The 12,833-nt window shown below is 38.6% G+C and carries 14 protein-coding genes; 4 read left to right on the top strand and 10 right to left on the bottom strand.

What is annotated here, in order from left to right:
- Positions 1 to 147 precede the first annotated feature (147 nt).
- Together CYJ36_RS24265 and CYJ36_RS03255 are read left to right on the top strand one after the other, a co-directional pair.
- Positions 148 to 282 (top strand): hypothetical protein, encoded by a 135-nt coding sequence (locus CYJ36_RS24265; RefSeq protein ID WP_257962381.1) that lies wholly within the window; start codon positions 148 to 150, stop codon positions 280 to 282.
- A gap of 108 nt (positions 283 to 390) precedes the next feature.
- Positions 391 to 753 (top strand): transporter, encoded by a 363-nt coding sequence (locus tag CYJ36_RS03255; RefSeq protein ID WP_224773436.1) that lies wholly within the window; start codon positions 391 to 393, stop codon positions 751 to 753.
- 566 nt (positions 754 to 1,319) lie between these two features.
- Here the strand turns inward: CYJ36_RS03255 and CYJ36_RS03250 are convergent.
- The 3 genes from CYJ36_RS03250 to corA all read right to left on the bottom strand — a co-directional run bounded on the left by CYJ36_RS03250 (position 1,320) and on the right by corA (position 3,185).
- Positions 1,320 to 1,880: a TIGR00725 family protein gene (locus tag CYJ36_RS03250; protein WP_257962380.1), complete on the bottom strand. Its 561-nt coding sequence runs from the start codon at positions 1,878 to 1,880 to the stop codon at positions 1,320 to 1,322.
- A 69-nt stretch (positions 1,881 to 1,949) separates the two neighbouring features.
- Entirely contained in the window at positions 1,950 to 2,141 is a 192-nt protein-coding gene (locus tag CYJ36_RS03245) for a hypothetical protein (protein WP_101564737.1), read from the bottom strand.
- A 72-nt stretch (positions 2,142 to 2,213) separates the two neighbouring features.
- Complete coding sequence (gene corA / locus CYJ36_RS03240; protein WP_101564735.1) at positions 2,214 to 3,185, bottom strand: magnesium/cobalt transporter CorA; 972 nt, start codon at positions 3,183 to 3,185, stop codon at positions 2,214 to 2,216.
- Positions 3,186 to 3,339: 154 nt separating this feature from the next.
- Between corA and CYJ36_RS03235 the strand changes: the two genes are divergently transcribed.
- The gene (locus tag CYJ36_RS03235; protein WP_101564733.1) at positions 3,340 to 4,488 is read left to right on the top strand and encodes an aminotransferase A; all 1,149 of its coding nucleotides are present in this window, start codon (positions 3,340 to 3,342) and stop codon (positions 4,486 to 4,488) included.
- A 76-nt stretch (positions 4,489 to 4,564) separates the two neighbouring features.
- On the opposite strand, the gene CYJ36_RS03230 is transcribed toward CYJ36_RS03235, so the two are convergent.
- The 5 genes from CYJ36_RS03230 to CYJ36_RS03215 all read right to left on the bottom strand — a co-directional run bounded on the left by CYJ36_RS03230 (position 4,565) and on the right by CYJ36_RS03215 (position 10,273).
- Entirely contained in the window at positions 4,565 to 6,394 is a 1,830-nt protein-coding gene (locus CYJ36_RS03230) for a PAS domain S-box protein (RefSeq protein ID WP_101564732.1), read from the bottom strand.
- 288 nt (positions 6,395 to 6,682) lie between these two features.
- Positions 6,683 to 7,024, bottom strand: a complete 342-nt coding sequence (locus CYJ36_RS03225) for a hypothetical protein (RefSeq protein WP_101564730.1) — start codon at positions 7,022 to 7,024, stop codon at positions 6,683 to 6,685.
- A 110-nt stretch (positions 7,025 to 7,134) separates the two neighbouring features.
- A complete protein-coding gene (locus tag CYJ36_RS23520; protein WP_180850040.1) occupies positions 7,135 to 7,308 on the bottom strand; it encodes a hypothetical protein in 174 nt (57 codons plus the stop codon).
- Positions 7,309 to 7,374: 66 nt separating this feature from the next.
- Positions 7,375 to 8,034, bottom strand: a complete 660-nt coding sequence (locus CYJ36_RS03220; protein ID WP_101564727.1) for a carboxymuconolactone decarboxylase family protein — start codon at positions 8,032 to 8,034, stop codon at positions 7,375 to 7,377.
- Between the two features lie 103 nt (positions 8,035 to 8,137).
- Entirely contained in the window at positions 8,138 to 10,273 is a 2,136-nt protein-coding gene (locus tag CYJ36_RS03215) for a peptidoglycan D,D-transpeptidase FtsI family protein (RefSeq protein ID WP_257962379.1), read from the bottom strand.
- A gap of 388 nt (positions 10,274 to 10,661) precedes the next feature.
- On the opposite strand from CYJ36_RS03215, the gene CYJ36_RS03210 reads away from it, so the two are divergent.
- Positions 10,662 to 11,441, top strand: coding sequence for a CAP domain-containing protein (locus tag CYJ36_RS03210; protein ID WP_101564724.1), 780 nt, complete (start codon positions 10,662 to 10,664; stop codon positions 11,439 to 11,441).
- A 37-nt stretch (positions 11,442 to 11,478) separates the two neighbouring features.
- Here CYJ36_RS03210 and CYJ36_RS03205 read toward each other — a convergent pair whose 3' ends face one another.
- Complete coding sequence (locus CYJ36_RS03205) at positions 11,479 to 11,949, bottom strand: GNAT family N-acetyltransferase (RefSeq protein WP_101564722.1); 471 nt, start codon at positions 11,947 to 11,949, stop codon at positions 11,479 to 11,481.
- Complete coding sequence (locus CYJ36_RS03200; protein WP_101564720.1) at positions 11,937 to 12,812, bottom strand: NAD(P)-dependent oxidoreductase; 876 nt, start codon at positions 12,810 to 12,812, stop codon at positions 11,937 to 11,939. Before CYJ36_RS03200 ends, CYJ36_RS03205 begins: the two co-directional genes overlap by 13 nt.
- Between the last annotated feature and the right edge of the window lie 21 nt (positions 12,813 to 12,833).

Here is a 12,833-nt window from a genome sequence, read left to right as displayed (position 1 = left end):
GAACTTTCCAGTATATTAGGCTACTATAAAAGCTGTTTTTCATTTAATCAAAGGCAACCATTCTTCACGGAGAAGCTGAACAAAAATGGCTAAAGGACTTAATCGCTGACGCCCGGGCAGAAAAATTAAAAACGATCGGTGGTGCAGATGAAAATTAGATTATTCGAACCAAACGACTTGAATGCGATTATTGATCTTTTCATCGAAACTGTGCATGAAGTCAATCAGAGATTTCATTGCTTTCGATTTTATGATCGCTTACCGCTCCTTTCATCAGGCTAATCGATGATTATGATCATTTTCTCCAATCACTGCATTTCTTTTATTCACTCTCCTTACAAATGATGCATATTGTGTTGATGTAGGCTAATGAGGAGAGTGAATGTGAATATGTATCCATATTATCGTCAAGGATTTCCTGGTTCTGGAAGTGGACCTGGCGGAGGATTCGGACCTCCAAGTGGACCGCCGCCAGGTTTCGGAGGCGGACAAGGACAGGGGCAGGTACCTACCGTGCCCCCGCCAAGTCAAATTCCGCAGCAAGCATCCCTTTATGCAGTAGATCCGGGAGCCATTAGCGGCTGTTTGTTCCGATATACGTATATTTGGTTAAACAACGGAAATAGTTTTTGGTTTTTCCCCACATTTGTTGGCAGGACCTCTGTAGCAGGCTACAGATGGAGACCACGTCAATTCAGATGGGACTACTTCGGCATCGACACCCGGCGGATCGCGTCATTCTCTTGTCGTTGAGAGCAAAAGCGCAGGCGCCTTGTTCAGCTCGCGAAGAAAATAGGAATTGCCCAAAGAAGGCGCTTTTTGCCTTCTTTGGGCAATTGTCTTTTTCACAGTGAGCTAGGCGCCGGAGCTGGACGTAGATAACCTTATTTCATTATCCACAACCTATTATAACTTTTTTAATTTCCTAAAGGACCAAGAAAAGCGGAACCGCCCGGTTAGCTCCGACAGACAGTTAAGAATCCGGCAGAAAAGTCCGGGTTTGACTTTTCCTGCGGATTTGTTCTGGCCGAGGAGTTGGGCGGTGGAGCTAGACAATACCGAAAAGCGGAACCGTCCGGTTAGCTCCGACAGACAGATAAGAATCCGGCAGAAAAGTCCGGGTTTGACTTTTCCTGCGGATTTGTTCTGACCGAGGAGTTGGGCGGTGATAAATATAACCCGTGGATTTCCGCTGCAGCCACTTGCCTTCCGCTAAAGCCACTAAAGGTTTTAACCATTTTTTCTAAAAGCAACAAACTTTACGAAAAGTGTCTTTAATAAAAAGTATCAAACCTTATCGGAGGTTTGATTCTTTTTAATTAATCCCCTATTAAGCCTGAGTTTTTAGATTCATCCAGTGGATGTTCTATTCTTAAAAACGCTCTGTCAACAGCCATTTTTGCTGTATTCGCATAATGAATTTCAACTGTCCGTCTTTCATCGAGATAAGCTCCTTCAAATGCCACTTCTTTTATTTTGGCAGCCCATCCTCCAGAAGTTTCTATAACGACTACCGGCTTTTTATTCATGTACGCCGCAGATAGCTCTCCCAAAGTTCCATTGCCTCCGCGTATCATGATGATGGCATCTGATGAATGAATCAGGATTAAGCTGCGGTAGTCAAATGACATGCCTGTTGTGATCGGAACATCCAAATAGTCATTAGCAACGTGAGTCTCATCACCTGCAAGAATACCAATCACCAATCCGCCGGCCTGTTTTGCACCTTTTGAAACAGCCTCCATAACTCCGCTTCCCCCGCCTGTAAGCAAAACAGCATTTCGTGATGCAATTTCGAGTCCTACTTCTTCACATATTAATTGAATTTCTTCAGGTATTTGACCTGACTGTCCAATTACCGCGATTCGTTTCAATCTCATCCCACCTAATTATTCTTTGTTTCAATTATACTCTTTCCCTTGCCATTTTTGTCCAAAAAAAATAGCTGCCTATAGGCAGCTCATTCTTTCTTTTGACTTAAGCAGAAAAGAATTTCTCCTTGCAGCTTGTTTCATAATCGAATTAATTTCATTTTTATAAAAAGAAAGATGTTCATAGGAAATAGCGAAAAACATCTCATATTTTAATTTTTTAATGATCTGAATTTCTTGATCTGTCAGCAAATCCTCATTAATTTCCACTTAGAACACCCCGCATTTTGGAATTCATCATCAATAGAATTCGAATAAAGAGGTTCAAATATGACCGCTGTATTATAGTTTTGTTCCCTTGTGATATCTGAACCATCCCATTTCCCCAAAGAAATAAATCATCCCAGCTGCTATCAAAATCATAATTCCGACTACGACAAAATAATTATACTTGCCAGTCAGTTCAGGCATGTATTGAAAGTTCATGCCATAAAGCCCTGCAATAAATGTAAGGGGAAGAAAAATAGATGAAATAACAGTAAGAGTCATCATGACCCTGTTCATGCGATCAGAACTGATGGATAAGTAGCTGTCCCGAATATCTGCCGTAAGCTCGCGATTCGCATCTACCATTTCTACGAGTTTTAAGAGATGATCATAAATATCCTGAAAATAAATTTCATCTTTAATGTATGCTTTTAAACTGCTCGAGCTGATCATCCGGTATAATAAATCCCTCATCGGTATGATTGTTCTTCTTAGTTTGTACAAATCTGAACGAATATCAAATACACCTTCCATCAGTTCACTGATCGTTAAATCTTTTGTGTTTTCTTCAATTTCATTTAATAAGTCCTCAAGCTTGTAAACAGGTGAAAAATACTCATCGACGAGCTGATCCATCAGCTGATACATCAGCAAAGATGGTCCTCCTTCTTGCAAAACTGAATCCTTTTTCAATTTAAACCATAAGTTATTTAAATCACGAATGGCTTTTTTATGAAATGTCACAACATAATTCTTTGCAACAAAAAGATCAACTTCCTCAGCATCAAGTGTCTTTTGCTGAATAGAGTGCAGGACAACAAATAAATAGGAATCATAGGCATCTATTTTCGGTCTTTGGCCAAATTCCACACAATCTTCTATAGCTAAAGGATGAAATCTGAAAAACTTGCCTAAGAGTTTCGTTTCTTCAGCTGTCGGATCTTGAAAATCAACCCAGTACCATTTAATATCAGGTTTCTTTAATTCTTTTAATGGTAAATCATAAATCACTTCACCAGATGATTGAACTGCGAGTGTACGAATCATTATGTCACATCTTTCTTATGTATATGAGATTATTTTTCTTCTTTACCCTGCTTTCTATGTTCTCAAACGGATAAGAAAGGATGATATCAGTCCTTGTAAGATGGTACAATAATGATAATGCATGATTACATATAAGAATAAAGGATGAACAATGATGGAACATCTTATTAATAAGAACGTAAAAAATATTGAAATCTCAGGAATTCGTCAATTCTTTAACATGGTTGCAGCATTCGATGACACGATTTCACTGACAATTGGGCAGCCTGACTTTTTGACGCCCGCTCATGTGAAGAATGCGGCAATTGAAGCCATTCAAGAAAATTTCACGACGTATACGCATAATGCCGGATACCTTGAACTGCGGAAAGCCGCTGCTCACTTTTTAAAAAAGAAGTATGAACTGGACTATCACCCCGAAAGTGAAATTATCGTTACAACAGGGGCCAGTCAGGCCATTGATATTTCGTTTCGTGCCATTTTAGATGTGGGCAGTGAAGTCATATTGCCTGGTCCTGTTTATCCAGGGTATGAGCCTATTATTTCCCTGTGCGGTGCAGTACCTGTTCATATTAATACATCAGAACATGATTTTCGTTTAACAGCAGATCTTATAAAGCAGCACATCACTGAAAAGACACGCTGTATCATTCTTCCGTATCCATCTAATCCTACTGGTGTTACATTAGATGCGGAAGAGATAAAAAAAATCGCAGATCTCATTAGAGGGCGAGATCTCTTTGTATTATCAGATGAAATTTACAGCGAGCTTGTTTTTAACGGCAAGCATGAATCGATTGCAAAACACTTGCGCGATCAAACGATCGTTATAAATGGACTATCGAAATCACATAGTATGACAGGATTTAGAATCGGTCTTTTGTTTGCTCCTGCGCAAATTGCGAAGCATTTATTAAAAGTACACCAATACAATGTATCCTGTGCTTCATCTATTTCTCAAAAAGCGGCACTCGCTGCATTGAACGAAGGAATCAATGACGCATTTCCTATGAAAACAGAGTACGAAAAGCGCATGAATTATGTTTATGAAAGATTAACAAAAATGGGTCTTCCAACAGTAAAGCCTGATGGTTCATTTTATATTTTCCCAAGCATCAAGAAATTAAATATTTCTTCCTTTGACTTTGCCTATTCCCTGGCAAAAGATGGTGGCGTAGCTGTCGTCCCGGGAAGCGCCTTTTCATCGTACGGCGAAGGATATGTCAGAATATCCTATGCATGCAGCTTTAAGCAGCTTGAGGAAGGGCTAAATAGAATGGAAAAACATATAACTACTTATTAGAGCGTGGATAATGATACTCGAATGATTAAATTTTGAACAAAATAAAAATAACCAGTGAGAACTTAGTATTTGCTGGTTATTTTTTATGTTCATTATAAGCAGGAAATTTTATAGTAAATGTCGTGCCTTTTCCAGGTTCACTCTCAATGGACAATGTTCCATTATGATTTTCAATAATTTTATATGTAATCATTAACCCAAGACCTGTGCCCTTTTCTTTTGTAGTAAAAAAGGGTTCTCCAATTTTCTTGAGGGCTTCGGGAGGAATGCCTTCTCCTTCGTCTTTTACGGTGACAAAGATTGAATGATCCTCTTTATATGAGGATAGAGTCACTTTCCCTCCTATCGGCATCGCATCAATTGCATTTTTCATCAGATTAATAAATACCTGTTTGATTTGATTTTGGTCACAATTTAGCTCAATTTTACTTTCCTGATGATGCTGCTCAATCAAAACATTGTTCATATTTGCCTGTGTTTCAAGCAAAGTACCCACTTCTTGAATTAAGGTGTATAAATTCGTTGTCTTAAAAACAGTTTCCTGAGGTTTTGCAAGCATAAGCAATTCACTCAAAATCAGCTCGATTCTATTTAATTCTGTAAAAACAATTTCATAATAGTTTGCATTTCCATTCGATTCAGAATACATTAGCTGCAAAAATCCTTTAATGGCAGTAAGAGGATTTCGAATTTCATGGGCAATTCCTGCTGCTAGCTGCCCTGCAACAGAAAGTTTTTCAGAACGGAGCATTAATTCTTCGGCTTTTTTCCGGTCCGAAATATCTCGTAAGATGACTTGAACTGCAGGCTCACCGAAGTAAGTAGTTGGAATACTCACCATTTCTGTGTAAATGGTTTTGTCTTTGAACGTACGCCATGATTGTTGTGTCACTTCAGCATCTGACTTCAGCTGAACGATTTTTTCAAGCTTTTCTTTTACTTGACTGTGGTATTCAATGTCAAGGGAACTGAATATATTTTTTCCGAGCATATCAGGAAAATTATCTGCATCAAACAGCCTAACCCCTGATTCATTCATAAAAACCCATTTATCACGGTGAATGACTGCAATTGTATCGATAGAATTTTGGATAAGCAGCTGGTAACGCTCTCTGCTTTTTTGCAGGATTTTTTGAAATTTTTTTCTGGAGGAAATGTCGATTAAGGCAACCAGTTCTGCTGGCTTATTTTGATATGTAATCGGAGAAGCCTTTATCTCAACTTCAATAGGCGTCCCATCCAGCCTTCTCCAAGTTTGCTCAATTAAGCCAACATATGAGCCTTTCTGCATTCTTTGAATGCGGTTTTTCACAATATCATGATAATCCTGATCGATAATGTCGAACACTTCTTTCCCAAGCAAATCTTCTTTTGATTTGCCGCCAAGCAAATCAATCAAAGCTTGGTTCACATAGCACATTTGTCCTTTTTGGGAAATGAATAATGGACAGGGCATTTGTGACAGTAATTCACCCGCATGTCGATTGATTTCATCAGATTCATCTATTAAGATAGGGTTATTTCGTTGAACAGGTTTAGAATCATGTTCCTGTTCGTAAGGCTCAATTCGTTTTATTTTGATAATGATCTGGGTTTCGGTTGATAGTGAGGTGGGTTTAATAAAATCACTTGTTGCTTCAAGCCATATAAATGTGCCATTCTTATGCTGGAAACGAAACGTGCATGGATACAGATGATGGTCATTATAAAAGTAGCCCTCAACTAGAAATAAATCATCTTTATGCACATAGTCTTTCAGGGAAGTTCCAATCATTTCTGAACATGAAAAGCCTAAATGATCTTTACTGTTTAACGATATAAATTGAAACCTGCCGTTCTCGTTCAAAACGGCGAATAGATCAGCATGCTGCAATACCTGATATTCGCTTTCAGTCTCCTGCTTCATGCACTGCCCCCCTTATATGTTCCCTTTTTCTCAATAAAAGGCTAGATCAATTCTCTAATAAATGATCTATTTCCAGCTCCATTTATCAATCTTCGATTTGTTCATGCAAAATTCCTCTTTAAACCTTCTTTTTTTACATAAAAAGTTAATTTCTTCAAATTGATTAGAACGTAGTGTTATGTAAAAAAAGGCTGTTTTGAATGCTGATGTTGATAATTGGGAAACCCTTGCACTCCAATGGTTTCCCAATTTTCGTCTTCTTTCTGGAAGCCTAAAGTTGAAGAATATTTATTTACCGTTAAAACTCTTGCCAACAACTGTTTTTTTATCCAAAGCCATAAAAACTACAAGATTTCCAGAAGAATTAGTTTCGGTATGATTAAATGTTACGGAGTAAACTTCTTCTTCATCATAGTTGTTATCAATTAAAGATTTTATTTCACCATTCACAGCCACTATCTTTACGTTTGAATCTTTAGGGCTTACAGGAATTACATCCTTTTCTTCATCCGTAAGGCTATTAAATGCTACCATCTCAACCGGCAAAGCATTATTAGAATCAAATAAATTACAGCTAGTCAAAGCTATTGCTAAAAGCAGCAGTATTGGAATAAATGCTAACCTGTTCAAACATTTCCCCCCTCATTTCAATTGACGTTTATACTTGGATACAGGTTTCGCCATTTTTATTTAACAGAGCCTAAAAAAATGAAAAAAGCCGGGTTATCCCCGGCCCCTCATTAATCTTTATATTCTCCAAAGTTCTTTGCTTCTTTTTCTTTTTTCGCTTTTTCTTTATGTGCAAGATTTGCGGCTGCGCTCCCAATTTCTCCGCTGAATTCGGAGTCAATTTTACTTGAATCGAAACCTTTTTTGTTTTTTTGATCTGCTTTGTTTTTATTTGTTTTAGACATAACTTGTCTCACTCCTATCAAATGGATTCTTACCTAGTTTGGAACATCATTCATGTTTTTATGTTGCTATTCTTCCTCTGCACGTTCAAAAGACTGAACCATATTAACCCCATGCGTAACTGCACCGCCTGATCTGAGGAGTGCAGCTACAATCACCGCTTCTGCCAATTCTTCTTTCGAACATCCTTCATTCTTTGCGTCCTCTGTGTGAGAAGCTATGCAGTACGGACATTCAGAAGTGTGGGCTATTGCAACTGCAATTATCTGTTTTAATTTCGCATCAAGCTTGCCTGCAGCCAAAGCTTTTCTAAAAAAACTTCTTGCTGTCTGCTGAATCTCTGACGAAAGATCTGTTAATGCATTCAAATTTTCTAAATCATTCCGACTATAAAGTGACTCAGCAATTTTCCCATCATATGCCCGATGCATCTGTGTACGGTGAGCATATGCCCCGCCTGCTTCAATTGCAGCCGTCACCATCACGGCCTCAAATAATTCCTCGAGACTGGCCCCTGCTTTTTTCGCTTTTCTCGTATGAAAGTCAATACAGTAGGGACATTCCGTCGCATGAGATACAGCGACTGCAATGATTTCTTTCTCCTTTCTGCTTAAATGCCCATCACTTAGTACAGCTTTACTGAAAGCAATATATGACTGATAAATGTCAGGGGCGAAATCCGGAAACCTCTTCATCATCTGAATATTGTCTTTTGCGTAAAATTCCATTGTATCCCTCATTTCGTATAGTTTTATTTTTTACTGTCATTGACAAATTTATCATCAGAATGCAAAAAAAGAGCTTTCCGTTTTGGAAAGCTCACTTTACTTCTTATTCTGTTTCTTCACTATCAGCTGTTTGATCTTCTGATTGCTCTTGTTTTACCCCTTCAACTGGCTGCTTGCTTTCAGGCTTTAAATTGGCATAAGCTTCAATTGCACGCTTCGCTATATTTTTGTTAGCTGGATGAGCAGCATTTTTCCCTGTGTAGGGAACAATCACACTGATTGCTACTTCTGGTTTAGAAGCTGGGTAATACCCTACAAACGCTAAATTATTTGTTTCCTGTCCCCAATAGGCACGTTTACTCTTTTCACCATAATATAATGTTTGAGACGTTCCCGTTTTTCCTGCTACATCATATCTGCCAAAGGTTCCAGCTGCTGTGCCGCCAGATTTCGTTACAGCTTCGAATCCTCGCTGAACTTGTCGGATGTCCTCAGCTGAGTTGCTAACTCGATTCAATATTCTTCCTTCGTGTTCCGTAACGATAGGTCCCAGTTCTTCATTTTCAACTGGATTATGAATACTGGTAACTATTCTCGGCTCTACACGGTAGCCCCCATTTGCAATAACCGATACGTATTGCGCCATCTGAAGCGGTGTGTACGTATCAAACTGGCCAATTGCCATATTTAGCATGATACCAGGATTATCAGGTGTTGATTGCTGACCAGTCGATTCATTAGGTAAGTCGATCCCAGTTGGCACGCCTAATCCAAACTGACTGTAATAGTTTCTCAATAGCTGAAAATCTTTAGAAGAAGCATCAAATGGTCCATTTGGAACATATTTTTCTCCTGCTATTTCCATTGCTACTCTAAACATATAAACGTTTGAACTTCTTTTTAGAGCCGTTACATCATTTACTGGACCCATGTTTCTTACAGACTTTTTAGGTTTTGTGTCTTTTAATAAAAGTGGCGTATCGTTATATACAGTTCCTCTAGGAATTCCATATTGATAGCCTGCTAAAACCGTAGCACCTTTTATCGTAGATCCAATCTCATACTGCGTCGTAAAGTTTCCTATTGTAAAGTCGTTAATTTTATTTTCCTCAAAACTGTATTTCTTGCCAGACATCGCAAGAACGTCGCCAGAATGAGGATCCATCATCACAACAAAGGCACGGTCAACGAGATGGTTTCCTGGTTTGGCTCTTGCTGCTTTAAGCTCCTCTTCTACAATTGCATCTACCTGCTTTTGCAGTTCTAAATCAAAGGATAGCTTTAAATCATAACCTCGGCGTCCTTCATCCACGACCTCTTCAGAAATGACATTACCGCTGCTGTCCGTCACATACTGAACTTTTGCTTTGCGCGGATTTAAGTAATCCTCGTATTGATATTCAAGATTGCTTCGTCCAACTCGTTCATTTCTTGCATATCCTCTTGCTTTATAAAAAGATTCGCGTTCTTTGAGAATACCTTGCTTAGGAGAGGTCAATCCCCCAAAAATACCTGTAAGCAAATCTCCATTCGGATATACTCTATCCCAATCTGTAATTACATCTACACCAGGCAGCATCTCAAGATTTTCTGCCACAAGTGATAATTCTTCTTTAGAAAGAATTTCATCTTCCGTTAGCTCCGTTGCTTTGACGATTTGAGGCTCATAGGCATATCCTGCTGAAAATCGTGTATATAATGCAACAATTTCCATTTCTGCTTGATCTTTTTCCAATCGATTGAGTTCTTCTTCTGGGACACGGTCAATCTGAAGCTTATATGTTTCACTTCCGTCTTTTTCTTTTTCCTTCGGTTTAAGGAGTTCAGCCGCTTCTTCAGGATTAGCTGCAACCCAATAATCCTTTAAGTCCCGCTCCTTTAAAAAATCGGTTGGCACCTCAATTAAAGCAGCCAGTTTTTTGGCAACCTCAATTTTGTCAGTGGCATTTGTAGTTTTTTCTACTGTATAAGTGATGGCATCAACGCCTTTATTCTCGACAAGTACATTTCCATTTCGGTCATACATTTTTCCGCGCGGTGCCGGAAAGCTTGCGTAGTTTGATTCTGTACGGCTTACTTCTTTAGAAAATTCCTCACCCTGAACAATTTGAACAACACCTAGCCGAATGATAAGTGCTACGAATAATAAAAACACAAAGAAAAAGAAAACATTGATGCGGATTAAACGTGTTTTTTTAAATTTTCGCAGATCAGCTTGACTATTACTTGGCTCAGTCAACGAATTTATACCCCTTTCAAATTTAAACTTTCCTTTAACGTTCATTTTAACGTTTTTCAAATTCTATTGTAACACCTATGTAACACTTGTTACATAAAAATAGGTCTAAAATTTATGTCAAGAATCAATTCAATGAAAAAGTTAGTACTAATGGAATTTTATAGGGGAATTTTTAATTTAGACAGCATAATGGAAACTTTGTCTAATCATTCTTAGAAACTAGTAGTGTCAAAGAGTTGTTAACGCTTACTTATTGTAAGTTTATTAGAATAAAAGATATCATGATGTCAATGGAAAGCACTGGACATATTGTTACAAAAACCGTGTGATAAGATGTTGTTGTAGCAAGAAACGCACCAAACAAAAACTTCTTAGGAGGAATTTTTTCATGAAGAAATCTATCGTACTTTCAGTTGCGGCAGCAGCTACTATTTTCACATTCAATGCTGGGGGACAATCTGCAGATGCAGCAGCACCTCAATCTAATATACAAGTAAAAGCTTACCAAATTGCTGGTCAAAACTGCAATTTGAATCAAGCACAAACGAACGATCTTTTAAATAACATTAACAACCCTCAGCTTCAAGAAATGATTAAGCAGCAATTAGCACAATTTAAAGCACAGCAAGGACAAGCTCCAAAACAAGAGCAACCAAAGGCTGAAGCTCCAAAACAAGAAGCTGCGCCAGCTAAGCCGGCAGCTCCAAAGCAAGAAACAGCACCAGCAGCACCTGCTAAACAAGAAGCACCTAAGCAAGAAGCTGCAAAAAAAGAGCAAGCACCAGCTTCTGTAAGTGAATTTGAGAAAAAAGTTGTTGAACTAACAAATGCAGAGCGTCAAAAACAAGGCTTAAAACCACTTCAAATTGATGAAACTTTAAGCAAAACTGCAAAAGCAAAATCAGAAGACATGAAAAGCAAGAACTACTTCTCTCACAACAGCCCAACTTACGGATCTCCGTTTGACATGATGAAAAAATTCGGAGTTCAATACAGCACAGCTGGTGAAAACATTGCAAAAGGACAAGCTTCTCCAGAAGCAGTTGTACAAGCATGGATGAACAGTGAAGGTCACCGTAAAAACATCATGAATTCAAGCTTCACTCACATTGGTGTAGGCCATGTAGCTGAAGGCAACTACTGGACTCAAATGTTTATCGGTAAATAATAGAGAGATTCATATTTTACGAGATAGCTAGATTTTTCTAGCTATCTCTTTTTATTTTTAGGTTTAGTCTAACCATATCTCTGCACTGTATCCCATTTTCAAAAATGGGCTCGTTATAGTGTTTAATAAAGAAATCCTCCAGTATTTCCTTCATCCGAAAGCCGCATTTCTGATATAAAGCAAGCTGATCCAAGCTAGAGTTTCCAGTACCAACCACTAACGTATCCATTTTTTGTGCTGCACACACCTTTTCAGCATAGGCAATCAGCTTTTTTGCGATTCCTTTTCCTCTTGCACCTGTATCCACAGCAAGATACATGAGTTCCATCGAGTTAATAGATATGGGTGTTAACACCATGACAGCAGCTGCTGTATTGTTTAATTCAGCAATATATATATCAGATGTTTTTATATATTTTCCAATTTTCTCTTCAAAAGGATCCGCCTCAAGCAAAAGATCCATTGGAGCTTCTGAAAAATCTTTCAATTTCCTGATTATGATTTCCATAGCTTGTAAAGCGCTTGTGTACCGCTGTCTCCTTCTCCTTTTTCTAACAGTTCTTCATACAAAGAATGCGCTAGTGATAAGCCTGGTGTCTCCATCTTCATATGACTCGCTTCTTCGATGGCAATGCCCATATCTTTCAAAAAATGCTTTACGTAAAAACCGGGTTCAAAATCTCCTTTAAGCATTCGTGGAGCAAGGTTGCTTAGCGACCAGCTGCCTGCAGCACCCGCTGAAATACTTTTCAAGACATTTTCAGGGTCTAATCCAGCATGCTCAGCATATGCAATGGCCTCACTGACCCCTATCATTCCTGCAGCAATCGCAATTTGGTTGCACATTTTTGTATGCTGCCCGCTCCCAGCTTCACCCTGATACACAATATTTTGTCCAATGACCGAAAAAATAGGCATGCATTTTTCAAATGCTGCTTGATCTCCGCCTGCCATAATGGATAATCTGGCTTCTTTCGCTCCAATATCTCCGCCTGAAACCGGAGCATCGAGAGCAAAAATATGACGCTGTTTCGCAAGTTCAAAAATTTCCTTTGCCAAGCTTGGCTTAGAAGTTGTCATATCAATGACATATGTACCTTCTTTTGCAGAATTCAAAATGCCTGTTTCACTTAGATAGATTTCTTCAACATCAGATGGATAGCCAACCATTGTCAGAATGTAGTCTGATGAAGATGCAAGATCTGCAATTGTCTCTTTCCAGACAGCACCAGCCTTAATTAATTCAGCTGCTTTTAATTTTGTCCTCGTATTAACATGAACAGGGTAGCCCTCTTTCAGCAAATGGCCTGCCATGCTTTTCCCCATTACACCAGTACCGATAAACCCAATTACACCTTTAGTTTCTGTCATCTTCATCTTCCTTTCTAAATT

This window comes from Bacillus sp. UMB0893 (genome assembly GCF_002858905.1).
In the GTDB taxonomy this organism is placed as follows: Bacteria; Bacillota; Bacilli; order Bacillales; family Bacillaceae; genus Bacillus_P.
Note: the sequence above shows the minus strand (reverse complement) of the source record. Positions and strands in the feature narration are given on the sequence as shown.

Excerpts from the sequence above, each read along its gene's own strand:
- CYJ36_RS24265 (WP_257962381.1), top strand. The coding sequence starts at position 148 with ATGAAAATTAGATTATTCGAACCAAACGACTTGAATGCGATTATTGAT.
- CYJ36_RS03255 (WP_224773436.1), top strand. The coding sequence starts at position 391 with ATGTATCCATATTATCGTCAAGGATTTCCTGGTTCTGGAAGTGGACCT.
- CYJ36_RS03250 (WP_257962380.1), bottom strand. The coding sequence starts at position 1,880 with ATGAGATTGAAACGAATCGCGGTAATTGGACAGTCAGGTCAAATACCT.
- corA (WP_101564735.1), bottom strand. The coding sequence starts at position 3,185 with ATGATTCGTACACTCGCAGTTCAATCATCTGGTGAAGTGATTTATGAT.
- CYJ36_RS03235 (WP_101564733.1), top strand. The coding sequence starts at position 3,340 with ATGGAACATCTTATTAATAAGAACGTAAAAAATATTGAAATCTCAGGA.
- CYJ36_RS03230 (WP_101564732.1), bottom strand. The coding sequence starts at position 6,394 with ATGAAGCAGGAGACTGAAAGCGAATATCAGGTATTGCAGCATGCTGAT.
- CYJ36_RS23520 (WP_180850040.1), bottom strand. The coding sequence starts at position 7,308 with ATGTCTAAAACAAATAAAAACAAAGCAGATCAAAAAAACAAAAAAGGT.
- CYJ36_RS03220 (WP_101564727.1), bottom strand. The coding sequence starts at position 8,034 with ATGGAATTTTACGCAAAAGACAATATTCAGATGATGAAGAGGTTTCCG.
- CYJ36_RS03210 (WP_101564724.1), top strand. The coding sequence starts at position 10,662 with ATGAAGAAATCTATCGTACTTTCAGTTGCGGCAGCAGCTACTATTTTC.
- CYJ36_RS03205 (WP_101564722.1), bottom strand. The coding sequence starts at position 11,949 with ATGGAAATCATAATCAGGAAATTGAAAGATTTTTCAGAAGCTCCAATG.
- CYJ36_RS03200 (WP_101564720.1), bottom strand. The coding sequence starts at position 12,812 with ATGACAGAAACTAAAGGTGTAATTGGGTTTATCGGTACTGGTGTAATG.